Origin of the sequence: Pseudomonas saliphila, from assembly GCF_008638345.1 — a bacterium.
Taxonomy (GTDB): domain Bacteria; phylum Pseudomonadota; class Gammaproteobacteria; order Pseudomonadales; family Pseudomonadaceae; genus Halopseudomonas; species Halopseudomonas saliphila.
Genome location: NZ_VTVA01000004.1, coordinates 24438 through 51067 on the forward strand (window position 1 = coordinate 24438; position 26630 = coordinate 51067).

Consider the following 26630-nt stretch of genomic DNA (forward strand, 5'->3'; position numbering starts at 1 on the left):
GCGTTCTTATCCGTTGAGCTTCTTGTTGATCAACGCGACGAAATGCCCGACGTTGCGCATGGATTCCAGCTCCGCGGTTCGGAACTTGACCCCGAAACGCTGTTCCGCAGCTACCACCAGATTAACGTGCGCGAGACTATCCCAGCCTTCAACGTCTTCGGCTGTGGTATCAGCATCAATAACAATATCGTCGTCATCGAATACGTCCTGAAAAATCGGGTGAAGTGCGCTCAAAATCTCTGCTTCAGTCATGAAATTAATATCTCGATAAAATGTTGAGTGTCGGGGTTAGTGTGAAGATCGAGGCGCCAGAAGCTGGCTGCCCGCTCGGCGCCGTCCGGCGTATCAATAGGTTCGAATCCCAGGCGCGGGAAGTGCTCGGCAACCATGCCGTTGCGCTGAGTCGGACGGTACTCACCAATCAGGGCAGTGCAACCGCTTTCTACTGCGAGCCCGGCCAGCACCTCAAGAACGGCCTGCTCTACCTGCCGGCCTAGCACCCGGCAGCTCATCAACCAGCTATCGATCAGCAGCTCACTGGCGCCGACGCCGGGATCCGGGCGGGCCAACACCACACTGATCAAGCCATTGTCACCAAATTTGTCTTTCAGGCGCACAGCCAGCGCAATAGCTCGCGGGTCATTCGCTATGCGTTCCACTTCAGCTTCGCTGTAGCGACGCGTGGTCAGATTGAATTGATTGGTCTTGTTGACCAGCTGGGTGGAGCGCGGCAGCTCTGCTGCCCCGATCCGGGTGGCACTCAGCTGCATCTCAAGACCGCGCAGGTAGCCGTCGATGTCGGTTGCCTGGGTCATGGCAACCTTGCGCTCGGCATTCAGCGCGTAACTGCGCCCGCGCGCGGCATCGTCCGAGGTAAATGACACCGCGTCAAAGTACCCGCCAGCGGCGACGCAGGCCGGATAATCGGCGATATCCTCGGGCAATTCCGGCACTGCTACTTCAGGCAATTCACGTCGCACTATGTCGCGTTCGGCCGGATTGTCGTCGACGAATACCAGGCTATCCAGGCCGATATCCAGCATCGAAGCGATACGCCGGAGATTGCCGGCTTTGTCCTCCCAGTTCGCAACAAAGGCCGCGATATTGGAACGCTGGAGCACCATTTCCGGGTGGTTGAATGCCGCCTCGGCAACGGCCGTATCGTTCTTGCTGCATACGGCGAGAATCACCCCAAGCTGCGCCAACAGATTGGCATAACGCTGAAATGCAACGAAGGCTTCACCGGTGGGCGAGCCCTGGCCGAGTTGAATGCCGTCGATACCGTCATCGCCAATCACCCCACCCCACAAAGTGTTGTCCAGATCCAGCACCAGACACTTACGCGACAGCCCTGCGCTCGCGGCCGCAATGCGTGCCAGATGGTCGCCATACAGCGGGGCCAATTCAGGACTCACCAGTTGCTTGGCTTGATGCCAGCGTGTTGCATCGCCCAGCCCCGGGCCGTATTGACCCTGCGCGGCCTGCCAGGCCAGGTCCATCAGCAGCACGCCCTCCTCCCGCGCCGCACTGCGGATGGCGCTATTGAGTCGATCGATAATGGCGTAAGGCGAGGCCGGCACCAGTCCCTCGTATGAACCGAACACGGGGGGATCAACTGGCACCAGCGTCTGCTGCACAACCTGAGCGGCAAAGCGTTCCCGCGCACTGCGCCACAGCTGACGCAGCTCATTGACCCGTGTTTCCACCGCTTCATTCACTTGCTGTTCGGTTGCCTGCAGCGACAACTGTAGCGGTGCATCCCGCGCATCCAGCGCCAGCAGTACCAGCTGCGGGGCAAAATCGTTGAGTTGCTGGTCATGGCCCAGCAACACCTGCCGATACATGCCGTAGGGCACAACATGCACCGACAGTGCCAGGCGACGATGCAGCCCCGCTACCCGAATCGCCGGCACCAGTTGATCCACTGTATGCGAGGACAACACGGCGATACGCTGCGGCGTGAGCCCGGCATTGCGCATGACATCCACTGCGTCAGGGCCTTCCAGTACCTTGTTCGCTACACGGTCGAGCCGGGTTGTGTGGGTAAAGTCACGCTGGTAGCCCGCGAGCTGCATCACCTGCACCAGCCGACGGGTCGGATCAGACTCAGCTTTGACGGCAGCAATAGCCGCGCCGAGGTCTGCATGGCGAGGTAACCAGTGAAGCTCTGGCATGGTGCGGTGCTCCTGAATGGGGTGGTCAGAACTGGAAGTACAGGAATTCTGTTGGGGCTACCGAGAACGCGATAGCCAACGCGAAGAATCCGGCCACTCCGATCGCGACGCCCATGGCGGGCGTTGGCTGCCACAGGGCAACGGGTATCCAGCGCTGCATCCAGTGCTCGTACACATGAAAATCCAGGGCGGTGCGGACCTTGCTCATCCACTGCTCGACGTTGGGGAGCCCCCAGACGATCAGCAAGTGCACTGCGATATAAAGCACGTCGGCGCGGTAGAAAGTGCTCTCCTGGGGACTTAAACCAACCATCCCCGCCAGCATCGTCAGCGCTGTAGTCAGATCCGGAGCACGGAAGAACACCATCGCCACCACCACACAGCCGAAGGTCAACAAGACTGCGGCGCCACGACGCAGTGGATTGTCGCTGTCCACTTCCCAGCCCTGGCGCGTCTTGTACGCGCGCCAGCCATGTGCGATGACCAGATACACACCGTGCAGCACGCCAAAGGCGACAAACTGCCACCCGGCCCCATGCCAGACACCGGAGACAAACATGGTGAACAAGGTGGGATACGCCACCAACGCCACGAATGTGCCAAAGGTCATCTTGCCGCGCCTGGGCTGCGGTTTGCCGGCTTTCATGCGGGCACGGGCGCTGCGCATGACGATCGGATTATAGATATAGGCGGTCAGAAAGCGGGTGAGCGTCATGTGCCAGCGTGACCAGTATTCGATCACGTTGCGCGCCTTGAAGGGGCTGTTGAAGTTCGCCGGCAAGCGGATACCGAACAACAGGCCCAGCCCGATGGCCATGTCGCTGTAGCCGGAAAAATCGAAATAGATCTGCAGCGTATAGCTCAGCGCGCCCGTCCAGGCCTCAAAGAACGGCGGAATGACGCCGGTCGCCGCACCGGCAAAGACCGGCGTGGCCATGGTGCCGAGCGGATCGGCCAGCACTACCTTCTTGAACAAACCCAGCAGGAAGATTGTGGTGCCGATGGCCAGGTTGTCCGCACGTGGGCGGAAAAATGCCTTATCGCGGAACTGCGGCAGCATCTCACCGTGGTGCGTGATGGGGCCGGCTATCAACTGCGGAAAAAAGGAAATAAACAGGCAATAATTGAAGAAGTCATGCTCCTCTACCTGTCCATCATGCGCATCCACCAGATAGGCAATTTGCTGGAAGGTGAAGAATGAAATAGCTAGCGGCAGGATGATGCTATCTATCGACCAGTCAAGACCAACGGCCGTATCAATCGTGGCGAATAAAAATCCGGTGTATTTGTAATAGCCAAGCAGTAACACGTTCGCCGCAACGCCCAATACCAGCAGCAGACGTGATGAACTGCGAAGCAGATACCCCCCCAGCAGATAGTTGACCACCATGCTGCCGGCCAACAGCGGCACATAGGCCGGATTCCACCAGCCGTAGAAAACCAGTGACGCAACGCTGAGCCAGATCACAGCCAGGCGTTGACGGCCTGATCCCGCGAAGAGAAAAAAACCGATCAGCACTAAAGGCAAAAAACCAAGGATGAAAACTGCAGAATTGAAAAGCACTGCCCAGCTCCCTCAATAACGCCAACATCCACCAAAACACCGACCATTAACAATCGGCACAGCGACCAGGCATTCCATTTTTGGCCTTGAAGCGTTCCGTTATAGGTCCGACTGAGTGGGTTACAAAAAGTTTCAAAACAAAACTGTAAGGCGATGTCACCATAATGGCGACAAACTCATCCGCAACGCGGCAGCAGGAGTTTGCGAGGATCACTAGAGTGGCTGGCAAAACAATGTCAGTTGCCCGGCAGCGCTTAGTGCTTCAGGTCCAGTTCAATCCAGGTGGGCGCATGATCGCTGGCCTTGGGTAAATCCCGCACCCAACGGTCCACGCCAGCACCGACCAAGGCCGGCGCCAGATCTGCACTCAACAGCAAATGATCAATGCGCAGACCGGAATTGGTTTGCCAGTGCTGCCGAAAATAATCCCAGAAGGTATAAATGCGCTCCTCCGGGTAGAGCGTGCGCAGGGCATCGGTCCAGCCCTGGTCGAGTAAACGCTGATAACACTCACGCGATTCTGGCTGCAGCAGCGCGTCCTTCTTCCAGGAGCGCGTGTTGTAGATATCGAAGTCGGTCGGGATAACGTTGTAATCACCCGCCAGCACGACCGGGTGTCCGGAGTCGAACAGCCCCTGCGCATGCCGGATCAGGTGTTCGAACCATTCCAGCTTGTAATCGAATTTGGGACCCGGTTGCGGGTTACCGTTAGGCAGATAGATGCAGCCGACAATGACACCGTGCGCAGCCGCTTCGATATAACGGCTCTGGGTTAGATCGGGATCATCCGGCAGCCCGCGACGGGTTTCGAGGGGGTCCGCGCCCTTAGCCAGGATAGCCACACCGTTCCAGGATTTTTGCCCATGCCAGATCGCCCCGTATCCCGCATTGTTGATCGCCTCGATCGGAAAAGCCTCGTCCGGAGATTTCAACTCCTGCAGGCACACAACATCAGGTGACTCCTTTTCCAGCCATTCCAGCAGAGCGGCCTCTCGTGAGCGAATGCCGTTGATGTTGAAGGTCGCAATCTTCAGCTTTGGCACGATCTTATCCCCCTTGATTGGACGTTAGGACCGCTGGTCGATCGGTTATTCGTCATCGCTCCTACTCAGTACACGGGCGCCTTCTGGTGGTACGCCGGCATGGCGAGCATACAAGCGAGTCAAAGGCGCAGCGGTTATGCCGTGCACGAGGATAGATGCGAAAACAATAGCGCTGCCGGCGTGCCAGAACACTGGCTGGTCCATGTGTTTGTGCGCCAGATTCGCGTAATAGATAGCGGCAATACCGATGGGACCAAACCAGCCAATAAATCTGACATCCGGCGTGGCCCAGTAGTGCCTCAATGCGGGATACAACATCAGCAATATCGGCGGCCTGCGCAGTATCAGTATCAGCAGCGTCAGGACCAGCAATGGCCAGCCCAGCTCGATCCACTCGGCAAAAGGTAATGCGATGCCAAAAATGACGAACATCGGCAGCGTGAACAACTTCGCCACGCCCTCCTGAATTTTTTCTTCTTCGTGTTCGTCATTCTTGTCGCTGACAAGATTGAATGTCAGCCCCGCCAGAAAGACGGAAATGATCGCATCGGCACCGAGCAGCTCGGCGAAACCCAGCGTAAACAGCGAAAACGCCACGGAATATCCCAGCAGGGAGGTGTTATCGACCAGCCGATGACGCTCAGCCAATGAGAGCAATCTGGCAGCACAGAAACCAATCACGCACCCCAGCGCACTCGCGAACACCACGCCGACCAATACCGACTCTAGCAACCACTTGGACCACGCCTCCCCTGGCGCCACCGTCAGCATGAAAATCGGCAGCATCACGAACAGATAGGCCAGACCGTCGTTGGCACCGGACTCCAGCGAGAGTCCATCACGGATACGCAGCGGCAAGTGCTTTTTGGCGAATGTCCCGGTCACGATAGTGCTCGCCACCACCGGGTCAGTGGGCGTAACCACCGCGCCGAACAGCAGCGCAGCCCAGAGCGGCAGGCCCAGCAACCAGCCCGCAAGCAGAGACGAAGCCAGCCACATCGCCAGCATGGCGATCGTCAGCAACACCATCATCGGGCGCCACAAGACTTTCAAACTGTCCCGCTTGATCCGCAGCGCGACGCCCATCAGGCCGATTGCCAATGTCAGGCGCGACGCCTGCTCGAGTATCGCCGTCTCCTCGCCCCACTCCGCCAGATCAAGCAAAGCCAGCCCGTAGGGTCCAACAGCAATCCCCACCGCCACCGCCAAGATTGACTCGGTCACCGGGCTTCGTTTGAGCGCCGACGACATCAAGGCAATACCTACTGCGGTTGCTCCCATTACCGCGAGAGCAAGATTGAGTTGCTGCATGGCCGACTCCTGAACGCTATGTCCTTGCGAGGCCGGAGTGGGAGGGAAGTTCCTGCAGAAGCGTTAACGCCCCATATACGTCGACAGCTTATGAACCGCAGCGATCTCCCCGCTCCAGATCATTTCATAGTGACCGGTCTGCACGATTGAAGTGACCGGCTTGGGCGTGAGCAGGCCCCAGCAGATGGCGTCTGCCCGGCGAACGGAGTGGTAACGGATTGCCGTGGCGCCGGCCTTCCGCGCGCTGCGCCCGAGCAGGCGCGACGCTGAGTAATCGCTGGAGGAATAGATCGGATCAGTGCGCGGTACGTTAAGCGCATCCACCGCACCTGCCTCGTTGAAGCGAGCGGTGAGCGCGCGAAACACAAAGCGTTCATAGCGCAGATCCGGAACACGTGACCAGTAGGCTTGCTGATGATGCCTGACCTCGGCGATGGCGGTTTCCACGCAGTCGGCCAGATACAGCACACCGAAGCTTCCATCACTGAAGCGCGACCCTTCCGGATTGACGTGGGTAAAGGGCGCGGCCGCATAGGAGCATCCGGGTATGCCGAAGGGAATCTCGCTGCGGGGGATGAGCTCCAGATTGCCGGTCTGGTTCTGGATGCGCGGATTGGTCAGTGCCTGCAGGGCGTACAGATCTTCGAATTCATCGGCGCTGGCCACATCATCGAAGATCGCGATGGGCGGAAATTTGGAATTGACCAGCCGATACGCACGGACCGACTGCGCCGGCAATACCTGCAGAGTGTCGATCGCTACCACTGGCTGCCCCGCAGCACATCAATCCGCTTGAAGGTTTCGTATACCGCCACCATGTCCCCACTGCCCATCACTTCAAGCGGGGAACGACCAAAGAAAAACTCATTGTCGTTGGGCATGCGCATGAAGCCGTAGAGGTTATCCGGGTTATCAAACACCATCCGCAGCGCCGCGTGGATATTCAGCACCAGGCTGACGCGGGTGAGCTGATCCCGATCCAGATTGATCGCTTGCAGACCATCCTTGCGCTTGGCCCGCGCATAGGTGCTGTGCGAGACACGCAGAATAGCCTCCCCCTGCTCGCCAGTGGCGCCCCACCTGTCCAGAATGGTGACGGCAGCGCGCAGACCGGTAGCAGCGGCGGTTTTATCGGCGGAAACAGCGGCGGTGGTGAGCATGAAATCAGACCCGGATCAGAGTGTGTCCTTAAACACTACACTCAAAATATTGTATCTGCAAACACATGGGCGTGTTCCATCACTGCATAACCACCTAACGGAAATGACTCGGCCCTCCGAGCTCCCCTCCATCACACATGGCGCCAATGACGCAGCCGAGTCGAATCTCGGCATCCTCTGGCTGCAAGGTACTGTGTTCTATACCGAAGCGCTCACGCAGCAGCGCTTGCATCTGCGGCAATACACCCTGCCACTGCGCCATAGCCTCCAGATCGACATGCGCCGCCAGGGCGTGACTGGTCGATGACAGGCTCCATATATGCAGATCATGAACCGCAATGACGCCATCGATTTCCGCGAGCGCAAGCCCCACCTCACGGGAGCTGATGCCCTGGGGTACACCCTCCATAAGCACTCGGGTGACCGCGCCGAGCAGACGTATAGCCGATACCAGAATCAGCAGACACACGACCAGCGAAAGGATCGGATCCATGATGCTGGGCCCGCCGAACCAGATAATTGCGCCCGCGGCAATGGCTGCCACCGAGCCGAGCAGATCACCCATCACATGCAGCAGCGCGCCGCGCACATTCATCGTCTGCTCGCCACGCATCAACACCCAGGCGACGATAACGTTTACCAGTAACCCCAGCCCACCGATCAGCACTACCGTGCCACCGTCCACCGTCGGGGTGTTCTGCATCCGTTCAATCGCTTCAATGCCAATGACGGCGATTACCGCGAACATAAAGAGCACATTGAACAGTGCCCCTAATACCTCGGCCCGCTGCAGGCCAAAGGAGTGCGCGCGGGACGCGGGCTTGCTCGCCAGCCAGGCACAAAAAGCGCCGACGGCCAGTGACAACGAATCGGTAAACATATGGCCCGCGTCGGACAGCAGCGCCAAGGAGTTGGCCATCAGACCGCCGATTGCTTCCACGACGGCGAAGCCTGTAGTGAAGATCAAGGCGAACAGCAAGGTTCTGCCACTGCCGTGGCTATGGCTATGGTGGTGATCGTCGGTATGACTGTGGGCGTGACCGGGCATGAACAGACTCCGCGTGGCTTCAGTTCATTGAAACCATCCGCGTATCAAAGCGCAAGAAGCAGAACACACCCTGAACGCCGGAACACATGTACCGACTCTCACTTTCCTTACTCAAGTAAACTGGCGCGACAGCGCTGCAGCCCTGCTCAAGGATTACGTTCGCTCCGCGATAATTACCCTACTCTCGTAAATCTGTGATACCCGTAAGTTCATGATTCAGTCGGGTCGTCTATCGAGCACTCGACACTATGTTAATGAGGAAACGAATGACGTCAGGTAGAGCACTTTTAGCCAGCAATCTAAAATTTCTAATGTCCAGCCGACCGGAACTTGCTACTCAGCAGAAGCTCGCGGCAGCCACATCAGGTCGGGTAGGACAGACTACAATCGGTCGCATTCTTCGGTGCGAAACAGATGCCGGAGTCGATACAGGGTGGGAGCTCGCGAAGTGGTTCAACTTGAGTCTTGGCGAAATGCTGAACGCGCATCTCACCTACGACCGAGTAGAGTCATGCTGTTCATTTCCAGAACGCAAAGCGAAAACGAATGCCGTTCCACTTATTTCATGGACAGCTGTAGGCATGATGCGTGGAGCAGCCAATGCTTTAGCGCCCGAGAATATTGATCTCTGGATTGATCCCCCTTTCCAAGCTGGGGCGGGTTCCTTCTGCTTGAACCTGGTAGGGCTTGGCATGGCTCCGGATTACCGAGACGGAGAAATCATACTGATCGACCCGACTATCCCAGCTGGACATGGTAGTGACATCCTTGTCAGCACAGCTGATGGCAGGGCTATGTTTAGACGACTCCAGATCGCTGAGACCGCAGAACATTATTTCCTCGCCGTGAACCCTGATTTTCCGGACCGGATCATCAAAGCGTCAGATGATTATGCGATATGTGGCGTATGTACAGGCTCTTGGGTTAAGCGCTGACCACCAGGCGCTGACGCTTTACGCTATACCTGATCACGTTCAATGAGCGGACAGATCACGGAAATTAAAAAACATATAGGGACTGGGTCCAACCACGTATCTTGATCATCGAGGTTAATCGACTTCCCTACTTCGCACGCATCAGGTATCCAGGCGCCCTTCTACAAATTGCGTCAGGCGACTGCGCATGAGCCGGCTTTCGCTGCCCAGGTTGGCAATGGGTGTGCCTTTGAGCTGTTCTTCGGCCAGTTCGGCGCCGACCCCTGCCAGCGCCAGCGGACAGTCGATGGCGAGGGCCAGTTTGCTTAGTTGGCGCAGTACGGCTGAGGTCGGTGGTACGGGCGCGAATAGCACCAGCGCCTGGGGTTGGATTGATTGGCACAGCAGCGGCAATTCATTGAGCGGTTGACCCGCTGCCAGCACCCGCACCGCCCCGTTCTCTGCGCCAAGCAATAACCCGGCGACCAACAGCTCCAACTCGGGACAGTCTTCAGGCACTGCCGCGAACAGCACGCAGCCATCTGCCTTATGCCGGGTGAGCTGCAGACGCTGCAGCACGCGAGCGCGAAGAAACGCATCGTAGAACAGCCACTGACTGAGCTGTCCGAAGCCGGACTGATGCATGTGCTCGCGCCAGACCGGCAGCAAAACCTCTTCGAACACCTGTGACATCGGGTACGTCGAAAATATCTGACCGTACAATTGCTCGAGACGAGGTTCGTCAAATGTCGACAGTGCTTCACCAATGCTAGCCTGCCATTCACCCCACTCGCCCGGTGTCGAAACGCCGGATGACAGATCTCCGCCTGGCGACCCGCGTCGACTATCAGCGTCGACAGGCTGGTTGCTGGTGTGAGTCGGTTTGCTTCGCGCAAGCAGACTGCCCACCTTGCTCACCGCGACGCCGCGCTCGGTCCAGGACATGATGCTACGAATGGTCTCTACATCGCTTTGCGAATAGAGACGATGTCCGCCTTCGGTCCGTACGGGCTGGATCAGTCCATAACGGCGCTCCCAGGCGCGCAATGTCACCGGGTTGACCCCTGTCAGCCGCACCACCTCACGAATCGGTAACAGCTCAGCGCTGGCTTCGCGCGAAGAAAGGTCAGGTAAAGGCTCAGTTCGTTCGGTCATGTAAAGGGCAACCGTTATGAGTGGATGTCGGCATTGTACAGCGGCAACTCTGAGCCGCCAGCCCATACAAGCGCGGCGGGGGGCGTGGAACACAGAGTGTAAGGGCACTTTGCTACTGACATCAGCCGATTGCTGAAAAAAGTGGCCCCGAATCTCACGCGAGGAGGCGGCACTCAGGTTGAATTGTTCTAGAATGGCGCGACACGCACCGGGGTAAAAACAATGATCAACGCAAAACTGCTGCAATTGGTGGTCGAAGCATCCAACGATGGCATCGTAGTGGCCGAGCAGGAAGGCGACGACAACATCCTGATTTATGCCAACCCGGCTTTCCAGAGACTGACCGGTTACAAGGTCGACGACATTCTGTATCAGGATTGCCGTTTCCTGCAGGGCGATGACCGTGATCAACCCGGCCTGGACGCGATCCGCGAGGCGGTCCGGAATCTACGCCCATGCCGCCAGATCATTCGCAACTATCGCCAGGACGGCAGTGCCTTCTGGAACGAGCTGTCGATCACGCCGGTATTCAATGAGGCTGACCAGCTCACCTATTTCATCGGAATACAGAAGGATGTGAGCGTCGAAGTCGAGGCGCAAGAGCGGGTGCGTCAACTGGAGGCCGAGGTCGCTGAACTGAAGAACCAGCTGGCGCAGCTGCAAGGTAAAGCCTGAGTTCAGATCCCCCGCCGAGCGGTCCGGCGGCCCGATAGCCACGCCACTCCTCTTACCCGTTCGGCGCAGTCACTGGCGCCTCCCCTAAGGCTCGACTCGCGATCGCGGTCGACGTCTTCTGATTGACCCCGGTGTATTCCCCTCTCTCTTTACGCATCGCGACGGGTGACTGACGTCGCGGCTGCGTCGCTGCCGCGCCTGAAAAGGTGTACACAAAGTATCTCCGTGAAAGCTTTACGTATTATTGTACATGTGTGATTATTTGTACAACTTAGCGGATGCCGCTCACGCCGATTTCGGCATCGACCGCTTACTTACACGGAACGTCTCACGGAGCATCACCCATGTTCATGCGCACTCGCACATTCAACGCCGCACTACGGGATAGCCAGTCGCAGCGGGCGGTGCTCGAAGATGAGCACGCAGCCCTGCGCAGTTCGATGGCCATGATTGAGTTTACCCCAGCAGGCATAGTGCTCGATGCCAGCCCGCTGTTCCTGTCGATGATGGGTTATTCGCTGGAGCAAGTTCGCGGTCAGCATCACGCGATGCTGTGCGAGCCGTCCTATGCGCACAGTCGCGAGTTTGCCGATCTATGGCAGCGGCTGCGACTAGGCAAGGGTTTCAGCCAGCAGGTACTGCGCCAGGCGAGTGACGGACGCAAGCTCTGGCTGGACGCCAGCTATATCCCGGTATGTGGTGCAAGCGGCACCGTGCAACGGGTTATCAAAATTGCCACCGACGTGACCAGCCGCACACAGCGCTCACAAACCGAGTCCAGCTTTGTACAGGCGGTCGATCGCTCCATGGCGGTCATCGAGTTCGACCTTGAGGGGCATGTGGTGGACGCCAACGCCAATTTCCTCAAGGTAATGGGTTACCGCCTGGAGGACGTTCGCGGCAAACACCATCGGATCTTCTGCCAGCCCCACGAAGTAGAGAGTGACGAGTACCGGCAATTCTGGGCCCGACTCAACCGGGGCGAATACAGCTCCGGCTTATTCGCTCGCGTTGGCAAGCACGGCGCCATCATCTGGTTGCAAGCCACCTATAATCCGCTGTTCGACGCCCAGGGAAAGCTCTATGGCGTCGTAAAATTCGCCACCGATATTACCCGGCAGGTCGAGCAGCGCGAAACCGAGACGCAGGCCGCCCAGCTGGCCTTCGACACGTCCATGAAGACTGACGCCCACGCAGAACATGGAACCGCAGTGGTTCAACAAACCGTCACCGTGGTGCAAAGCATCGCCGACGAGCTCCGCCAGGTAGCCCTCGGCATCAGCGCATTGAGTGCCCAGTCAGAGGAGATTGGCAATATTGTTGACGCGATCCGCGGTATCGCCGAACAGACCAACCTGCTTGCCCTGAATGCTGCGATCGAGGCCGCGCGCGCCGGCGAACAGGGCCGCGGCTTCGCCGTGGTAGCCGAAGAGGTCCGCAACCTTGCGCGGCGCACCAGCGAGGCCACCGTCGCCATTACCGAGGTGGTCGGCAAGAACCGCGACCTGGCCAAGCGAGCAGAAAGCAGCATGCAGTCCGGTACGCTGAAGGCGGAACAGGGCGTGAGCCTGGCCAATCAGGCCGGCTCGGTGATCCTGGATATTCATCGGGGCGCACAACAGGTGGTAGAGGTCATCGGCCAGTTTGCCCAGACACTCGATCAGCACCGCTAAGCGGTGCTGTCAGCCGACGTCAGGACGCCGGCCAGGCTACCTCAGGCAAGGCTTCAAAGGCCGGACGGGCGAACAGGTAGCCCTGGAACAGATAGACCCCAAGGCCCTGTAGTTCGCGCAGCTCGCCCAGTGTTTCTATCCCTTCGGCAATCACTTCAATATTCAGCACACGGCAGACGCCGAGTATTCCCTGAACGATGGCCTTGCGCACCGGATCGGTATCGATGTTGCGCACCAGCGCCATGTCCAGCTTGATGATGTCCGGCTGGAATTCTGCAAGCAGATTGAGCCCGGCATACCCGGCGCCGAAATCATCAATCGCCGTCTTGAAATTCTGCCGCTGATACTCGGTGATGATGCCCTTCAGGTGCTCCTTGTCCACCAGCTCTTCACTCTCGGTGATCTCGAAAATGATCCGCTCGGTAGGAAAGTTGAAGCGTTGTGCGGCGGCCAGCGTGGCACGGATGCAGGTAGCGGCCTGATATACCGCGTTGGGTAGAAAGTTGATGCTCAACAGGCAGGGCATCTCGAGCCGCGCCGCCAGCTCCACCGCCTTGACCCTGCATGCCTGGTCGAAGGCATAGCGGTTCTGTTCGTTTACTCGCCCAAGAATAGCCGCGGCACCGCTGCCGTCGGTGCCGCGCACTAGCGCTTCGTAGGCGTACAGGCTGTTGTCACGCAGATCAACAATCGGCTGGAAGGCCATGCTGAAGTCGAATTCAAGGGCCTTGCCATCGCGGCAGGATTTGCAGGTGGGGTTTGAGGACTGCTCGCTCATCAGTAGGAAATATCCATATAAGTAGGAATTAGACATGGGGTCGGACGCCGATACATACGCGTCAAAACCTGTACGTATCCTTATACAACATACTTGACTTGTACAATATAAACCGTACTCTTTGATAAAGCTGTACAAGATACGCAGCCCGTACAAGGAGCATACCCCATGGCCGTTACCCTCGACACCATCAAGATTGGCATCAGCGCCTGCCTGTTAGGACAATCCGTGCGCTACAACGGCGGCCACAAGGAATCCCGGCTGTGTAGCGAGGTACTGGCTCGTCATTTCGAGTTCGTTGCCCTCTGCCCGGAACAGGCAATAGGCCTGCCCACCCCACGCGAGCCAATTCGCCTGATCGGCGACCCCAGCAATCCGCAGGCGGTAGGCAGTGTACATCCTGAGCTGAACGTGACCGACGCGCTGACTGCCTTCGGCGAACAGACTGCCGAACAACTGGACGATATCTGCGGTTACATACTGATGCAGAAGTCACCCTCCTGCGGCATGGGGCGGGTCAAGGTTTATCAGGATAACGGCCAACCTGCTGCAGGCGGCGGTCGTGGACTGTTTGCCGCAGCATTGATGCGCGCCCGTCCTGATCTGCCAGTGGAAGAAGACGGGCGGCTGAATGACCCGGTACTTCGCGAGAATTTTATTACCCGCGTATTCGCCTACGCCGAATGGCAGCGATTGCAGCGCGCAGGCCTGACACGCGGGGCACTGATCACCTTCCACGAGCGGTACAAGTATCAGCTCATGGCCACCTGCCGCGAGCAATACCGGCAACTCGGGCGCGAGGTCGCGCAAAGCGCGGGCATACCGCTAGAGGAATTTGCACCGCGATACTTCAGCCAGCTGATGGCCGCTCTGAAACAGCCGGCCAGCCGCGGTAGCCACAGCAATGTACTGCAGCACCTGTCCGGCTATCTCAAGCGCGCCTTGAGCTCGCCCGAAAAGCAGGAGCTGCAGCACCTGATCGAACAGTACCGTACGGGCATCGTGCCCTTGGTCGTGCCGATCACCATGATCAAACACCATTTCCGCCGACATCCAGACAGATACATTGATCACCAGGCATACCTGCAGCCGCACCCCGAAGACCTCAGCCTGCGGAATGCACTGTGATGACACACAGCACGCCAGGCAGCGAACCGGAGTCGACCGAGGAGCTGCTGCCGATCCGCGAGGTCGCTCGGCAAACCGGGGTTAATCCGGTGACCTTGCGCGCCTGGGAGCGTCGTTATGGGCTGATTCAGCCCCAACGTACACTCAAGGGCCATCGTCTCTACAGCGCCGAGCACATTGCCCAGATTCGCGAAGTGCTCGGCTGGCTGCAACGCGGCGTAGCGGTTGGTCAGGTCAAGCGCCTGCTGCAGGGCTCACCGGCGCAGGCGGAGCCTGTCAATTCATTATGGGATGAGCAACTGCTTGAATGGCTTGCCTGCATTGAACGGCTCGCCGAACGCCAACTGGACGAGGTGTTCAACCAGGCGTTGGCTCTCTATCCATCCGAGACCCTGTGTGAGCACCTGCTGTCGCCGCTGTTGACCCACCTGCAATCGCGCTGGAGCGCGCAGGCCAGCGCCCGGGTTGAGCAGGTGTTTTTCCTGTCCTGGTTACGCAACAAGCTCAGTGTGCGTATTTACCACGGCAACCGGCTGTTAACTGGCACTCCCCTGCTGATGCTGAACCTCTCGGATCGCCCCATGGAACCCGGTCTCTGGCTATGTGCCTGGCTGGCCAGCAATGCAGGCTATCCGGTGCGGGTGCTTGAGTGGCCCATTCCGGCGGAGGATCTGGCGCTGACAATGGAACACATCAGCCCCCGCGCCCTGCTGCTATTCAGCGATCAATGCATCGACCCTGCCCATCTGACGCGCTCGCTCGACGCCATCCAGTGCCCGCTATTGCTCTGCGGGCGATCGGTCAGCATTCATCAGGACCTAATCGAGACGCTACCCGCCCTGCCCCTCGCAGAAACCCCGTTAGCTGCCCTGCACTGTCTGCAGCAGCTCGACCTGCCTGATGCCGAATAAGGACATTTACATGCGCCAATTGATCTGGTTTCGCAACGACCTGCGGGTTCAAGACAACACCGCCCTGTCGGCTGCCATGCAGGCGGGCCCAACGCTCGCGGTGTTTCTGATAAGCCCCGGCCAGTGGCAGACGCACGATGATGCCCCCTGCAAGGTCGACTTCTGGCTGCGCAATCTGGCGGCACTGCAGCGCGAGCTGCATAGGCTGAACGTGCCGCTGCTGATCCGGCATGCCGAGTATTGGGCCGATGCGCCCGACGTGCTGGCTGCGTTGTGCCATGAGCAGTCGATTAACAGCGTTCAGGTGAATGCCGAATACGGGCTGAATGAGGCCCAGCGTGATCGGGATGTAGCCTCCCGACTGGATGCTTCAGGGGTCGCATTCCACAGCCATCTCGATCAACTGCTGTTTCAGCCGGGCAGCATTCTGACCCGCACGGGGAGCTATTTTCAGGTCTATAGCCAGTTCCGCAAGGTCTGCTACCAACGCCTGAATACCGCGCCGCCGGCGAGCGTTGGCCTGCCTTCAGCGCAAAGCCACCTCGGCCTTCCCAGCGACCCGATTCCGACCAGTGTCCAGGGTTTCGAAACACCGGATGGAGCCTTGCAGGCGTTGTGGCCAGCCGGTGAAGACGAAGCCTGTGAGCGTCTGGAGCGTTTCGCGACGGAACAGCTGGACGACTACAAGCGCGACCGCGACCTTCCCGCCAAACCCGGGACCAGCCAGATCTCGGCCTACCTGGCGGCGGGCGTGCTGTCCCCACGGCAATGTCTGCATGCGGCGCTGCGCAGCAACCGCGGGGAGTTCGAGACCGGCAGCGCTGGCGCCGTCACCTGGATCAATGAGCTGCTGTGGCGCGAATTCTACAAACACATCGTGGTCGGGTATCCGCAGGTGTCACGCCATAAGGCATTTCGCGCGGCAACCGAAGCCCTCCCCTGGCGCCACGACCCGCAGGAGCTGGCCGCCTGGCAACAGGGGCGCACCGGGTTTCCGCTGATCGACGCCGCCATGCGGCAACTGCTGGCCACCGGCTGGATGCACAACCGCCTGCGCATGGTGGTGGCGATGTTCCTCACCAAGAACCTGTTGATCGATTGGCGCGAGGGCGAACGCTTCTTCATGCGCCATCTGATCGACGGTGATCTGGCTGCCAACAACGGCGGCTGGCAATGGAGCGCCTCCACCGGCACGGACGCCGTGCCCTGGTTCCGCCTGTTCAATCCGGTGACCCAATCACGCCGATTCGATCCAGACGGTCGCTTCATTCGTTACTGGCTGCCGGAACTGGCCGAACTGGACAACCGCAGCATTCATGACCCCGGCTCATCCGGAGATTTGTTCGGCGTGGCTGATTATCCGCAGCCGATGGTTGACCTGGCCGAAAGCCGTCAACGGGCGTTGAACGCATTCAGGAATCTGTCTTCCGCGGAGGTACCCCATGTCTGATTTCCTTCATCGTTTCGCTGACGATTTCGCAGGGCTCAACGCCAGCAATCTGCATCGGCTCGGGGAGCTGTACAGCGATGACATTCAGTTTCGCGATCCGCTGCACGCCATCCACGGTCTGCCAGCGCTGCAGGCGTACTTCTCCGAGCTGTACGCCAACGTCAGCGAGCTTGATTTCCAGTTTCATGGCTTCGACGAGATAGAGGATGGCGCCGGCTACCTGCGCTGGACGATGCGTTACTCGCACCCGCGCCTGCGCCGCGGCAAGCACATAGAGGTCGAGGGCTGCTCGCACCTGTTATGGCGCGACAAGGTTTACCAGCACCGGGACTATTTCGACGCCGGCGCGCTGCTCTATGAGCATCTGCCGCTGATGGGGCCGGCAATCGGCTGGCTGAAAGGACGACTGGCATGAAACGTATATGGCTCACCGGCGCCAGTAGCGGCATCGGCGCTGCTATGGCCCAGCTGTTGCTAGCCCAGGGACATCACCTGGCGGTCAGTGCGCGTAATGCCCAGGCGCTCGGGACACTGCACGCCGCGTATCCGCACCAGGTATTGCTGTTGCCCGGTGATCTGACCGACCCGGCTCAGGTCCGCGATATGGGCGCACAGATTCAGCAGGCCTGGGGCGCACTGGACCAGGTCATCCTCAACGCCGGCACCTGCGAATACCTCGACGCCCAGTCCTTTGAAGCGGACATGATCGAACGGGTAATGCGCGCCAACCTGTTCTCCGCGGCCTACTGCATCGAGGCGGCCCTACCGCTGCTGCGCCGCGCGGATCACCCGCATCTGGTAGCCGTAAGCAGCTCGGTGACCTATCTGCCGTTGCCCCGCGCGGAGGCATACGGCGCCTCGAAGGCTGCCATGCGCTACCTGATGCAATCGCTGCGTATTGATCTGGCGCATGAGGGCATCGACGTCACCCTGGTCAGCCCGGGTTTCGTGGATACACCGCTTACGCAACAGAACGACTTCCCGATGCCGATGCGCTGGCCGGTCGACAAGGCCGCTGCCCACATCGTCCAGCGGCTTGATCGCCGCCCACTGGACATTGCCTTTCCCGGCCCGTTTATCGCTGCGTTGCGGCTGATGGCCAGATTGCCACAGCGGCTGCAACTGGCGCTGGGCGCACGCATGGCCCGCCCCAACAAGGACGAATCCTCATGAAAGTCGCCATCATCGGCAGCGGTATCTCGGGGCTGACCTGCGCCTACCTACTCAACCGCCGTCACGATATAACCCTGTTCGAAGCAAGCGACTGGGTCGGTGGTCATACCCACACCGTGGATGTGGAATTGAACGGCGAGCGCCATGCCATCGACACGGGCTTTATCGTTTTCAACGACTGGACCTACCCGCACTTCATCAAACTGCTCGATCAGCTGGGCGTGCCTTCGCAGCCGACCGAAATGAGCTTTTCCGTGCGCGATCCGCTGAGCGGCGTCGAATACAACGGCAACACGCTCAATACCCTCTTCGCGCAACGGCGCAACCTGCTGTCGCCGGCGTTCTGGGGCATGCTGCGCGATATCATGCGCTTCAACCACGAAGTGCTGCGCGATATGGATGCACAACGTATCCCCGCGGAGACAACGCTGGGTGCCTACCTCAAGCGCAACGGCTACGGTCAGCGCTTCATCGATCATTACATCGTGCCGATGGGCTCAGCCATCTGGTCAATGTCACTGGCCGACATGCTGGGCTTCCCCTTGCAGTTCTTCGTGCGCTTCTGCAGGAACCACGGCTTGCTGTCGGTCAGCAATCGTCCGCAATGGCGTGTGGTCAGCGGCGGCTCACGCCGTTATATAGCCCCGCTGATTGCAGGTTTCGAAGACAAAATCCGCTTGAACTGTCCGGTCGAGCGCGTGGAGCGGGACGCCGCAGGGGTGACGCTGCACAGCAGTGCAGGCAGTGAACACTTCGATCGCGTCGTGTTCGCCTGTCACAGCGACCAGGCGCTGCGCTTGCTGGCAGAGCCCAGCCAGCCCGAACAGCAAGTGCTGCGCGCATTGCGCTATGCCGAAAATGATGTGGTCCTGCACACCGATACACGGCTGTTACCCGACCGCCCCTTGGCCTGGGCCAGCTGGAACTACCGCCTTGGCGGCAGTGCGGAGCGACCGGCCGCCGTCACCTACAACATGAATATCCTGCAGGGCATCCAGAGCGACACGACCTTCTGCGTCAGCCTGAATCAGACCGCTGCAATAGACCCGGCCCTGATTCTTGGCCGCTTCCGCTATGCCCACCCGCAATACAGCCTTGCGGGTATTGCGGCTCAGGCGCGCTGGCCGGAACTGCAAGGCCAACAGCACAGCTACTACTGCGGCGCCTACTGGGCCAACGGTTTCCACGAAGATGGCGTGCTGAGCGCCCTGCGCGTGGCGGCAGAGTTCGGAGAGCAGCTATGAACAGCGCCCTGTACCACGGCTGGGTCAGCCACCAACGTCTGCTGCCGCGTGTTCATGGCTTTCGCTACCGCATGGGCATGCTGTATCTGGATCTGGCGGAGCAAGCACAGGTATTGAGTCTGTCGCCGCTGGCCGGACGTTCGCGCTGGGCCGCGTTCGCCTTCCGCGAGACCGACTACCTGCCGCACGCCACTCGTCAGGGCGTGCCACTGAGTGACGCCGTCCGCCAGCTCGTGGTAGAGGCCCTGGGCCACACTCCTGCGGGGCGCATTTGCCTGCTGACTCAACCTCGCAGCTGGGGCCTGAGCTTCAACCCGATCAGCATCTTCTACTGCTTTGAAGCTGGCGGCGCCCTTGCCGCGATCCTCTGCGAAGTCAGCAACACCCCCTGGCGCGAGCGCTATCACTATGTGCTGCCGACAAACCCCTCAGGCGAGTCGCGTCATCGAGTGGCAAAAAGTTTTCATGTATCACCCTTCATGCCCCGTGACATGGAGTACCGCATGCGTTTCACCGCGCCGGGCCACCAGCTGCAGGTATCCATGCAGGACTGGCAGAGCGAGCAGATGTTTTTTCAGGCCGGACTGGCACTGGAGCGCATCGAGCTGACACGCCACAGCCTGCACCGCCACTTGCTGACCTTTCCCTGGATGACCGGCAAAACCCTGGTCGGCATCTATTGGCAGGCCCTGCGCCTGCTACTGAAACGCCTGCCTATTCTCCCCCACGACGCTGCCGACGGTGAACACCGCACCGCACATCTGGAGTCTCGCCATGACAAACCCTAGCCTGAACCCTACGTCCGCCTGTGGCTCGACTTCCCCCGGCGTTGCAGCGCGGCTGCTGAAAAAGATGGTGCTGCGTCAGCTGGAACACCTGCAACACGGACAGCTGACAATCACCGTAGATGGGGAACGGCTCTGTTTCGGGTTGGCAGGCGCAGCACTGTACGGCGAGATCGAAGTGCACAGCGCGGCCATGTGGTCCATGGTGGCGAGTACTGGATCCATTGGCGCAGGGGAGGCCTATATTCACGGCCACTGGACCAGCCCGGATCTTACCGCCGTGATCCGCATCTTTGTCGCCAATATTGACGTGCTTGATGGTATGGAAGGCGGCCTGGCGCGCCTGCGCCGCCCCCTGGTCAAGGGCCTGCACTGGTTCAACCGCAATACGCTCGATGGCTCCAGGCGCAACATCGCTGCGCACTATGACCTGGGCAATGCGCTGTTCGAGCATCTGCTCGATCCAAGCATGATGTATTCCGCCGCGATGTTCCGCTCCGAGACTGACAGCCTGGAACAGGGGCAGCTGCACAAGCTGGAGCGCATCTGTCAGAAGCTCGAACTCAAACCCAGCGATCATCTGCTGGAGATCGGCACTGGTTGGGGCAGCATGGCGCTGTACGCCGCCACGCATTATGGCTGCAAGGTGACGACCACCACGCTGTCGCGCGAACAGTTCGCCTATACCCAGAAACGAATTGAAGAGCAGGGTTTGCAGGATCGCATCACCCTGTTGCTGGAAGACTACCGCGACCTGACCGGCACCTACGACAAGCTGGTATCGATCGAGATGATCGAGGCGGTAGGTCATCGATTCCTGCCGACCTACTTCAAACAATGCGCCCAGCTGCTCAAGGACGACGGCCTGATGTTATTGCAGGCCATCACCATCAAAGACCAGCGTTATGAACAGGCGAAAAAATCCGTCGACTTTATCCAGCGCTATATCTTCCCCGGCGGCGCCCTGCCCTCGGTCAGCACCATGCTGGAGATCGTTAATCGCGACACCGACATGAACTTGCACCACATGGAAGATTTCGGCCTGCACTATGCGCGCACGCTCCGCCTGTGGCACGACAATCTGCGCCGCACGCGGCACAGCCTGGAAGCGCTTGGGTACGATCAGGATTTCTTCCGGCTATGGGAGTTCTATCTGTGCTACTGCGAAGGCGGCTTCCTTGAGCGCAGCATCGGCACCGCGCATCTGTTGCTCGCCAAACCCGGTGCCCGGCCAGAACCCTTTGGCCTGTCAGCGTGAGCAGCCGCAGCCGACTGCTTCTCAATGCCGGGTTATTCCAGCTCGGCTGGTTCGCCTGCGTGCTCAGCGATCAGCAGCCATGGATGCTGTTGATCGCCTTTACCTGCCTGGCCGTGCATCTGCTCGGGGTCACCAATGACTTCGATGAGTGGCGCGCGCTGGTGCGTGTTGCGGTATGCGGCTGGGTACTGGACACCGCCCTGCTGCACCTCGGGGTATTCGAATTTTCTACCAGCAGTGTGGTGCTACCCCTGTGGCTGGCAACGCTCTGGTTACTGTTCGCCAGCACCTTGCGTCATAGCCTGAGCTGGACGAAGCGGCCCTGGTGGCTGGGCAGCCTGTTGGGCGCCATTGGCGGACCGCTGTCCTATCTTGGCGGGGCCAAGCTGGCGGGCGTTGGGTTACCGTTGGGGCTGTGGCCCAGTATGCTGCTGCTCGCAGGCATATGGGCGCTACTGTTGCCGGCGTTGCACTGGCTCGTGGACCGCGAACCCGACCGCCTCACTCCTGCTTGCGGAAGAACAGAGTGATCTGCCCCACCTCGACGCCAAACTTGGTCATGAACGAGCGATTGGCCATGGTGTTCTCGTCGATCAGGTACATCCAGTCATCCAGGTGGACGTCGTAGACATCGTCACCCACCGGCAAGCTCAGCACATACTGCCAGCGAAAGGTATTACCCGAGACCTCGCCCTGCGCCTCACCCACTACGTCGTCGGCGGTGCCGCTCCATTGGTCAGCGCCTTGTGGCGTCAGGGTCCATATCCGCTTCTGGGTACTGCCGTCGTCGTAGGTGAAGGATTCATCGAGGATCAAGGCATCGCCCTCGGAATAACCCTCGATTGCCACATGAAAGCGCCTGACCACTTCACCCGAGCGCTTCTGGAACATGCCCCAGGCTTCCACACGGCCTTCGAAGAACTCACGCAGATCCAGCTTCGGCGACGCCTCGCTGTAGGTATTTACATCCACCTGGCTGCAACTGGCCAGACTGACGCACAGCACTAATAACAGGGCTCTCAACATGGGATATTCCTCAAGGTGTCAGGATTTGGCTGCGCCCAGCAAGCGCGATCGCAGCTCAGGATTACGCGTGCGCGGATCCAGCCAGATGGAGAAGAACGCTCGAGCGAAGGCCTCGTCAGCGACCCGATGCTGCAAGGTATCGTCGACGTAGAATCGTGCACCCTCTCCTGGCTGGTATACCCCGGTGATCCGGTCACCGGACCGCACATCAACAAATGCCCTCATCATCTCCCTCTCCCACCCGGCAAGCTGCGCGGCGGACAGCGGCTTGACCGCCAACCGGCGAATTTCCTTCAGGCTGGCGGCCACCAGATCCTCCCGGCTGATCGAGCGCTGGTAGGTCAGCTCCAGCGCAAAGGGCTCGGCCTGTTCCAGTGGCGCGCCGGATGCCTCGCCCTGACTCCAGAATTGCGCGCTATAAACCGAGAAACCGAAGAAACGCAGCTCTCCGCCGCCAATCAACTGTGCGTCTGGCAAAGTCTCACGCCAACCGGCGTGCACCCCAGCGCTCAGAAGAATCAGGGAAACAAAGAGAATGTAGCGAAGCTGGCGAAATGCGTGCATGGGCGTTGTGATTTGTGAGGGGTATACCTATAAATCTATACGAGTTTATATATTTGTACAGGTAATTTGTACACCTGCCACAAAACTGCCCCAAAACAACCGTATTGGGGCAATGGAGCAAACAGAACCCGTCGCTTGTGGACGAATCAACTATCCGGGTCAGTTGCCGCGATAGGTTGAGTAACCGTAGGGGCTGAGCAATAGCGGTATATGGTAGTGATCCACCGCGCCGTCAACCTCGAAGATCACCGGAACTTCCGGGAAAAAGGTTTGTGCTTGCTGCTGAGCAAACCAGTCCCCGGTCTTGAAGGTCACCTTATAGGTTCCGCTCTGCAAGTCTTTTCCCTTGGGGAACAGATCAGTGATGCGTCCCTGCTGATTGGTCACAGCCTCGTTCAGATGTTGCCAGCCGTTCGGCTCGAGGTGCTCCAGCGTTACCCGGACCTCTGATGAAGGCAACCCGCTTTCGAGGTTGAGCACGTGCACGCTAAGTGGGTTGTCCGCAGCCAGAGTAACGCCTGCAACACTACTGAAAAGCAGCGCCAGGCTGCAGCGGGAGATAAGTGTCATGGTATTTTTCTCGTTCATTCAGGTTGGGTTAACTGGTCGATTGCGCTTTGAGCGCAACCCTCGTCAATGCTGGAGCCGCCAGCGCCTGCCACGCCGAGCGCGCCCACTACCTGACCGTCGATCAGCACTGGAACGCCGCCGCCGAGCAGCAGCAGTTCATCAAGGGTGGTGAGATTGGTCGCACTGGAGTCGTTCTGGGCGCGCTCGGCGAGCACACTGGTTGCGGTCTTGGTTGACAGTGCCGTGAAGGCCTTGCGCTGGGCTGCCAGAGTATTGTGCGGGCCGACATTGTCATCACGCTGCAGCACCATTAAGTGACCTGAGCGGTCGACAACCGCTACGACAGCGGTTCGATCCTGGGCATGACAGGCACTCATGGTGGCATCTGCCAGTTTCTTACCGAGCGCCAGGGTCAGGTCTTTTCTGTCCGCTACGCCTTCAGTACTGGCCTGCGCGGCACCTGCCGCCAGACTGCCGATGAACAGCGTTATAAGGGAAAGTCGATGCAGCATTGAGGTCTCTCCTGGGGATGCATGAGTAGTTGCATTGGTCTATGTGGATACCCCTGCATACTGCTGCCCCGGAACCGTCAGTAGCGTTGCCTTTTCATTACGTATTTGTAATGGGCAGCTCGCGGGTTTAGCTCTAATCTGGCGCGATATCCCTGGAGATAAATATGCGCATTCTGGTTGTTGAAGACGAACGCAAGGCCGCCGAGTACCTGCAGAAAGGCCTGGGGGAATCCGGTTACCAGGTGGCGGTGGCTTTCGAGGGGCTGGACGCACGCCATCTGATCGAGGAAGAAACCTTTGATCTGATCATCCTCGACGTCATGTTGCCCGGCATGGATGGCTGGCAGCTGCTCAAACTGATCCGCATGCGCGGCCAGACGCCCGTCCTGTTCCTCACCGCACGCGACAGCGTTGAAGACCGCGTCAAAGGTCTGGAACTGGGTGCAGACGATTATCTGGTCAAGCCCTTCTCCTATTCCGAACTGCTCGCCCGTGTGCGCAGCCTGCTGCGCCGAGCCCCCCTGCGAGATAGCGAGCATTACACGCTGCACGACCTGGAAGTGGATGTCCTGCGGCGACAGGTGAGCCGGACTGGCCAACGCATCGCCCTGACCAACAAGGAATTCGCCTTGTTGCAGCTGTTGATCAGCCATCCCGGCGAAGTCATGTCCCGCAGCCGCATCGCTTCGGTGGTATGGAATATCAATTTTGACAGCGACACCAACGTCGTCGACGTAGCTATCAGGCGGTTGCGGGCGAAGGTGGACGACCCCTTCCAGCACAAGCTGGTGCATACCGTTCGAGGCATGGGCTACAAACTGGATGGCTCGGCGTGAGCAATCTGATGCATTCGCTGAGTTTGCGGCTAGGCCTGGCTTTTGCCCTTGTGGGTACGTTGCTGCTCGGCACCATTGGTGTCTATCTCTACCAGTCGTTGCAGCGCGAAATCGCCTGGCGGGACGATCAGGCATTGCTCGGGCGCCTTGAGCGGGTACAGCTGCTGCTGGAGAACAGCCCGGACCTCGATGCTCCGAGCGACCGGCCAGAGCTGTATGCCAACATGCTTGGTAATACGCAGCATTTTCTCTGGGTACTGGACGACAGCGGTCGCACGCTGGTCAGCATCAACCCGGCTGAGCTGGTAATGCCACAGCTGCCAGCCACTCGAGAACCTGTCTTTCACCAGGACCAGGCCGAAACCTATCGCCTGGTCACCCAGCAACTTGAGGTCAATGAGAGATCCCTGACCCTGATCGCCGGCCATCTACTGACCGAGCGGCAACTGATGCTCGCAGCGTATCGGTCGAACCTGATCGCCGTGCTGAGTGTTGGCAGCCTGCTGGCGTTTCTGCTGGGTTTCTGGATCAGCCAGCGCGGCTTGCTGCCTCTGCGGCGCCTTGCGCAGCAGGCAGCGTCAATCGATAGCGAGCATCTGTACCTGCGATTACACACGGCTAGCCGCTACAACGAGCTCGATTCGCTGGTGCAGAGTTTCAATCAGGCGCTGGAAAGATTGGAGGAAGGCTTCGACCAACTTTCACGGTTCTCCGGCGATCTGGCACACGAGATGCGCACACCGCTCAACAATCTCATCGGCCAGACCCAACAATCGCTTAGCCGGCACCGTTCGGCTGAGCAGTACGAACAGCTGCTGGAATCTAACCTGGAGGAGTTCGAGCGCCTGGCCCGGATGATCGACAGCCTGCTGTTTCTGGCGCGGTGCGTACAGCCAAAGCACAGTCTCGCGCGCCAGCCAACGGACCTTCACGCCCTCGCCGAGAGGCTCTGTGATTACTTCGAAGGGATGGCCGAGGATCAGCAGCTGGAACTGGCCAACCAGTGCAGCGGCACACTTGTGGTGGAACCCGAGATGCTCACCCGTGCCCTGGCCAATCTGATCGCCAACGCAGTGCGCTACGCCGACGCCGGCAGCACGATCAGCATAGCGAGTCGACAGGAGAACGCGCTCACGATCATCAGCGTTCATAACCTGGGGCCAGGCATTGAAGACGAACACCTGCCCAGATTGTTCGAGCGCTTCTATCGGGCAGACCCTTCAAGAAGCCTGCCGGGCGATAGTGGTGGCCTCGGCCTGGCTATCGTCGAGGCGATCGTGCGTCTGCACGGCGGAGCCGTCAGGGTCTCCAATATCGACGCGGGCGTGCGTTTCGAATTGCATTTCCCGACATAGCTCGATGCATGACAGTTTTGTAATCAGCGCGTCATGCTGGCGCCGGGGCCAAGCCCATATCCTGTACAGGTCAAGCAGCGGCCTATGCCGCGGCTAATAACTGAACAAGGATATTACCCATGAAATTTGTAATCGCCATGCTGTTTTCCCTTTCCGCTCTTACCTGCACTCTGGCCCAAGCCGAGGACGGCAGTCACCGCCTGCAGGACCTGCATCAAGTTCATCAGCAGGATAAGTGATCAGCAGCCAGACCTTTTTGCCCCGCCATCATCGTTCAGACCCAGAACCGCCATGGGGATTCTGGGTTGACTTCAAACCAGCGC

General features: G+C 59.2%; 27 protein-coding genes and 2 pseudogenes. 15 read left to right on the forward strand and 14 right to left on the reverse strand.

What is annotated here, in order from left to right; translation table 11 throughout:
- Window positions 1-6: 6 nt before the first annotated feature.
- From FHK95_RS05675 to FHK95_RS05710, 8 genes are all read right to left on the reverse strand, one after another.
- The gene (locus FHK95_RS05675) at window positions 7-252 is read right to left on the reverse strand and encodes an acyl carrier protein (protein WP_150303628.1); all 246 of its coding nucleotides are present in this window, start codon (window positions 250-252) and stop codon (window positions 7-9) included.
- Window positions 249-2174 carry an HAD-IIIC family phosphatase gene (locus FHK95_RS05680; RefSeq protein ID WP_150303629.1) on the reverse strand — a complete coding sequence of 642 codons (1926 nt, stop codon included), beginning with the start codon at window positions 2172-2174 and terminating at the stop codon, window positions 249-251. The genes FHK95_RS05675 and FHK95_RS05680 overlap by 4 nt, the downstream gene beginning before the upstream one ends.
- Window positions 2175-2199: 25 nt before the next feature.
- The gene (locus tag FHK95_RS05685) at window positions 2200-3738 is read right to left on the reverse strand and encodes an MBOAT family O-acyltransferase (protein WP_150303630.1); all 1539 of its coding nucleotides are present in this window, start codon (window positions 3736-3738) and stop codon (window positions 2200-2202) included.
- A gap of 254 nt (window positions 3739-3992) precedes the next feature.
- Window positions 3993-4781, reverse strand: a complete 789-nt coding sequence (gene xth / locus FHK95_RS05690) for an exodeoxyribonuclease III (protein ID WP_150303631.1) — start codon at window positions 4779-4781, stop codon at window positions 3993-3995.
- A gap of 45 nt (window positions 4782-4826) precedes the next feature.
- Window positions 4827-6092, reverse strand: coding sequence for a cation:proton antiporter domain-containing protein (locus tag FHK95_RS05695; RefSeq protein WP_150303632.1), 1266 nt, complete (start codon window positions 6090-6092; stop codon window positions 4827-4829).
- A 63-nt stretch (window positions 6093-6155) separates the two neighbouring features.
- Complete coding sequence (locus FHK95_RS05700; protein WP_235906723.1) at window positions 6156-6857, reverse strand: RES family NAD+ phosphorylase; 702 nt, start codon at window positions 6855-6857, stop codon at window positions 6156-6158.
- Complete coding sequence (locus FHK95_RS05705; RefSeq protein ID WP_150303633.1) at window positions 6851-7252, reverse strand: antitoxin Xre-like helix-turn-helix domain-containing protein; 402 nt, start codon at window positions 7250-7252, stop codon at window positions 6851-6853. Before FHK95_RS05705 ends, FHK95_RS05700 begins: the two co-directional genes overlap by 7 nt.
- A gap of 94 nt (window positions 7253-7346) precedes the next feature.
- Window positions 7347-8300: a cation diffusion facilitator family transporter gene (locus FHK95_RS05710; protein ID WP_150303634.1), complete on the reverse strand. Its 954-nt coding sequence runs from the start codon at window positions 8298-8300 to the stop codon at window positions 7347-7349.
- A 266-nt stretch (window positions 8301-8566) separates the two neighbouring features.
- Here FHK95_RS05710 and FHK95_RS05715 point away from each other — a divergent pair, with 266 nt between their 5' ends.
- Entirely contained in the window at window positions 8567-9235 is a 669-nt protein-coding gene (locus tag FHK95_RS05715) for a S24 family peptidase (RefSeq protein WP_178114720.1), read from the forward strand.
- Between the two features lie 141 nt (window positions 9236-9376).
- On the opposite strand, the gene FHK95_RS05720 is transcribed toward FHK95_RS05715, so the two are convergent.
- Window positions 9377-10369 (reverse strand): MerR family transcriptional regulator, encoded by a 993-nt coding sequence (locus tag FHK95_RS05720; RefSeq protein ID WP_150303636.1) that lies wholly within the window; start codon window positions 10367-10369, stop codon window positions 9377-9379.
- A gap of 222 nt (window positions 10370-10591) precedes the next feature.
- Here FHK95_RS05720 and FHK95_RS05725 point away from each other — a divergent pair, with 222 nt between their 5' ends.
- The 3 genes and pseudogenes from FHK95_RS05725 to FHK95_RS20425 all read left to right on the forward strand — a co-directional run.
- Complete coding sequence (locus FHK95_RS05725; protein WP_150303637.1) at window positions 10592-11044, forward strand: PAS domain-containing protein; 453 nt, start codon at window positions 10592-10594, stop codon at window positions 11042-11044.
- Between the two features lie 440 nt (window positions 11045-11484).
- Window positions 11485-12168: pseudogene (locus FHK95_RS20420) on the forward strand (PAS domain-containing protein); the annotation flags it as partial.
- Between the two features lie 105 nt (window positions 12169-12273).
- Window positions 12274-12717, forward strand: a pseudogene (locus FHK95_RS20425) (methyl-accepting chemotaxis protein); the annotation flags it as partial.
- Between the two features lie 19 nt (window positions 12718-12736).
- On the opposite strand, the gene FHK95_RS05735 reads toward FHK95_RS20425, so the two are convergent.
- Complete coding sequence (locus FHK95_RS05735) at window positions 12737-13495, reverse strand: EAL domain-containing protein (RefSeq protein WP_206668544.1); 759 nt, start codon at window positions 13493-13495, stop codon at window positions 12737-12739.
- Between the two features lie 168 nt (window positions 13496-13663).
- Between FHK95_RS05735 and FHK95_RS05740 the strand changes: the two genes are divergently transcribed.
- Genes FHK95_RS05740 through FHK95_RS05780 form a run of 9 tightly spaced genes read left to right on the forward strand, consistent with a single transcriptional unit; the run spans window position 13664 to window position 21974 of the window.
- Window positions 13664-14623: a YbgA family protein gene (locus tag FHK95_RS05740; RefSeq protein WP_150303639.1), complete on the forward strand. Its 960-nt coding sequence runs from the start codon at window positions 13664-13666 to the stop codon at window positions 14621-14623.
- Complete coding sequence (locus FHK95_RS05745) at window positions 14623-15534, forward strand: MerR family transcriptional regulator (RefSeq protein WP_150303640.1); 912 nt, start codon at window positions 14623-14625, stop codon at window positions 15532-15534. Before FHK95_RS05740 ends, FHK95_RS05745 begins: the two co-directional genes overlap by 1 nt.
- Window positions 15535-15544: 10 nt before the next feature.
- On the forward strand, window positions 15545-16984 hold the full coding sequence (phrB, locus tag FHK95_RS05750) for a deoxyribodipyrimidine photo-lyase (RefSeq protein ID WP_150303641.1): 1440 nt from the start codon (window positions 15545-15547) through the stop codon (window positions 16982-16984).
- Entirely contained in the window at window positions 16977-17399 is a 423-nt protein-coding gene (locus tag FHK95_RS05755; protein ID WP_150303642.1) for a nuclear transport factor 2 family protein, read from the forward strand. The genes phrB and FHK95_RS05755 overlap by 8 nt, the downstream gene beginning before the upstream one ends.
- Window positions 17396-18157 (forward strand): SDR family NAD(P)-dependent oxidoreductase, encoded by a 762-nt coding sequence (locus FHK95_RS05760; protein ID WP_150303643.1) that lies wholly within the window; start codon window positions 17396-17398, stop codon window positions 18155-18157. Before FHK95_RS05755 ends, FHK95_RS05760 begins: the two co-directional genes overlap by 4 nt.
- Window positions 18154-19401 (forward strand): NAD(P)/FAD-dependent oxidoreductase, encoded by a 1248-nt coding sequence (locus FHK95_RS05765; RefSeq protein ID WP_150303644.1) that lies wholly within the window; start codon window positions 18154-18156, stop codon window positions 19399-19401. Before FHK95_RS05760 ends, FHK95_RS05765 begins: the two co-directional genes overlap by 4 nt.
- Complete coding sequence (locus tag FHK95_RS05770) at window positions 19398-20189, forward strand: DUF1365 domain-containing protein (protein WP_150303645.1); 792 nt, start codon at window positions 19398-19400, stop codon at window positions 20187-20189. The genes FHK95_RS05765 and FHK95_RS05770 overlap by 4 nt, the downstream gene beginning before the upstream one ends.
- Window positions 20176-21444, forward strand: a complete 1269-nt coding sequence (locus FHK95_RS05775; RefSeq protein WP_150303646.1) for an SAM-dependent methyltransferase — start codon at window positions 20176-20178, stop codon at window positions 21442-21444. Before FHK95_RS05770 ends, FHK95_RS05775 begins: the two co-directional genes overlap by 14 nt.
- The gene (locus FHK95_RS05780) at window positions 21441-21974 is read left to right on the forward strand and encodes a DUF2878 domain-containing protein (RefSeq protein WP_150303647.1); all 534 of its coding nucleotides are present in this window, start codon (window positions 21441-21443) and stop codon (window positions 21972-21974) included. Before FHK95_RS05775 ends, FHK95_RS05780 begins: the two co-directional genes overlap by 4 nt.
- Here the strand turns inward: FHK95_RS05780 and FHK95_RS05785 are convergent.
- The 4 genes from FHK95_RS05785 to FHK95_RS05800 form a co-directional block, all read right to left on the reverse strand.
- A complete protein-coding gene (locus FHK95_RS05785) occupies window positions 21946-22470 on the reverse strand; it encodes a DUF3833 domain-containing protein (RefSeq protein WP_150303648.1) in 525 nt (174 codons plus the stop codon). The two genes, FHK95_RS05780 and FHK95_RS05785, sit on opposite strands and share 29 nt — an antisense overlap.
- Before the next feature lie 18 nt (window positions 22471-22488).
- On the reverse strand, window positions 22489-23034 hold the full coding sequence (locus FHK95_RS05790; protein WP_150303649.1) for a chalcone isomerase family protein: 546 nt from the start codon (window positions 23032-23034) through the stop codon (window positions 22489-22491).
- Window positions 23035-23193: 159 nt separating this feature from the next.
- Complete coding sequence (gene uraH, locus FHK95_RS05795; protein WP_150303650.1) at window positions 23194-23604, reverse strand: hydroxyisourate hydrolase; 411 nt, start codon at window positions 23602-23604, stop codon at window positions 23194-23196.
- Window positions 23605-23618: 14 nt separating this feature from the next.
- Window positions 23619-24116 (reverse strand): GlcG/HbpS family heme-binding protein, encoded by a 498-nt coding sequence (locus FHK95_RS05800; protein WP_150303651.1) that lies wholly within the window; start codon window positions 24114-24116, stop codon window positions 23619-23621.
- 164 nt (window positions 24117-24280) lie between these two features.
- Here FHK95_RS05800 and FHK95_RS05805 point away from each other — a divergent pair, with 164 nt between their 5' ends.
- Together FHK95_RS05805 and FHK95_RS05810 are read left to right on the forward strand one after the other, a co-directional pair.
- On the forward strand, window positions 24281-24952 hold the full coding sequence (locus tag FHK95_RS05805; RefSeq protein ID WP_150303652.1) for a heavy metal response regulator transcription factor: 672 nt from the start codon (window positions 24281-24283) through the stop codon (window positions 24950-24952).
- Window positions 24949-26307 (forward strand): heavy metal sensor histidine kinase, encoded by a 1359-nt coding sequence (locus tag FHK95_RS05810; protein ID WP_150303653.1) that lies wholly within the window; start codon window positions 24949-24951, stop codon window positions 26305-26307. The genes FHK95_RS05805 and FHK95_RS05810 overlap by 4 nt, the downstream gene beginning before the upstream one ends.
- The last annotated feature ends 323 nt before the right edge of the window (window positions 26308-26630 follow it).

What these genes read in the sequence shown, in the direction of transcription:
- FHK95_RS05675 (WP_150303628.1), bottom strand. Translation starts at nt 252, where the DNA reads ATGACTGAAGCAGAGATTTTGAGCGCACTTCACCCGATTTTTCAGGAC.
- FHK95_RS05680 (WP_150303629.1), bottom strand. Translation starts at nt 2,174, where the DNA reads ATGCCAGAGCTTCACTGGTTACCTCGCCATGCAGACCTCGGCGCGGCT.
- FHK95_RS05695 (WP_150303632.1), bottom strand. Translation starts at nt 6,092, where the DNA reads ATGCAGCAACTCAATCTTGCTCTCGCGGTAATGGGAGCAACCGCAGTA.
- FHK95_RS05705 (WP_150303633.1), bottom strand. Translation starts at nt 7,252, where the DNA reads ATGCTCACCACCGCCGCTGTTTCCGCCGATAAAACCGCCGCTGCTACC.
- FHK95_RS05710 (WP_150303634.1), bottom strand. Translation starts at nt 8,300, where the DNA reads ATGCCCGGTCACGCCCACAGTCATACCGACGATCACCACCATAGCCAT.
- FHK95_RS05715 (WP_178114720.1), top strand. Translation starts at nt 8,567, where the DNA reads ATGACGTCAGGTAGAGCACTTTTAGCCAGCAATCTAAAATTTCTAATG.
- FHK95_RS05720 (WP_150303636.1), bottom strand. Translation starts at nt 10,369, where the DNA reads ATGACCGAACGAACTGAGCCTTTACCTGACCTTTCTTCGCGCGAAGCC.
- FHK95_RS05725 (WP_150303637.1), top strand. Translation starts at nt 10,592, where the DNA reads ATGATCAACGCAAAACTGCTGCAATTGGTGGTCGAAGCATCCAACGAT.
- FHK95_RS05735 (WP_206668544.1), bottom strand. Translation starts at nt 13,495, where the DNA reads ATGAGCGAGCAGTCCTCAAACCCCACCTGCAAATCCTGCCGCGATGGC.
- FHK95_RS05740 (WP_150303639.1), top strand. Translation starts at nt 13,664, where the DNA reads ATGGCCGTTACCCTCGACACCATCAAGATTGGCATCAGCGCCTGCCTG.
- FHK95_RS05745 (WP_150303640.1), top strand. Translation starts at nt 14,623, where the DNA reads ATGACACACAGCACGCCAGGCAGCGAACCGGAGTCGACCGAGGAGCTG.
- phrB (WP_150303641.1), top strand. Translation starts at nt 15,545, where the DNA reads ATGCGCCAATTGATCTGGTTTCGCAACGACCTGCGGGTTCAAGACAAC.
- FHK95_RS05755 (WP_150303642.1), top strand. Translation starts at nt 16,977, where the DNA reads ATGTCTGATTTCCTTCATCGTTTCGCTGACGATTTCGCAGGGCTCAAC.
- FHK95_RS05760 (WP_150303643.1), top strand. Translation starts at nt 17,396, where the DNA reads ATGAAACGTATATGGCTCACCGGCGCCAGTAGCGGCATCGGCGCTGCT.
- FHK95_RS05765 (WP_150303644.1), top strand. Translation starts at nt 18,154, where the DNA reads ATGAAAGTCGCCATCATCGGCAGCGGTATCTCGGGGCTGACCTGCGCC.
- FHK95_RS05770 (WP_150303645.1), top strand. Translation starts at nt 19,398, where the DNA reads ATGAACAGCGCCCTGTACCACGGCTGGGTCAGCCACCAACGTCTGCTG.
- FHK95_RS05775 (WP_150303646.1), top strand. Translation starts at nt 20,176, where the DNA reads ATGACAAACCCTAGCCTGAACCCTACGTCCGCCTGTGGCTCGACTTCC.
- FHK95_RS05785 (WP_150303648.1), bottom strand. Translation starts at nt 22,470, where the DNA reads ATGTTGAGAGCCCTGTTATTAGTGCTGTGCGTCAGTCTGGCCAGTTGC.
- FHK95_RS05790 (WP_150303649.1), bottom strand. Translation starts at nt 23,034, where the DNA reads ATGCACGCATTTCGCCAGCTTCGCTACATTCTCTTTGTTTCCCTGATT.
- uraH (WP_150303650.1), bottom strand. Translation starts at nt 23,604, where the DNA reads ATGACACTTATCTCCCGCTGCAGCCTGGCGCTGCTTTTCAGTAGTGTT.
- FHK95_RS05800 (WP_150303651.1), bottom strand. Translation starts at nt 24,116, where the DNA reads ATGCTGCATCGACTTTCCCTTATAACGCTGTTCATCGGCAGTCTGGCG.
- FHK95_RS05805 (WP_150303652.1), top strand. Translation starts at nt 24,281, where the DNA reads ATGCGCATTCTGGTTGTTGAAGACGAACGCAAGGCCGCCGAGTACCTG.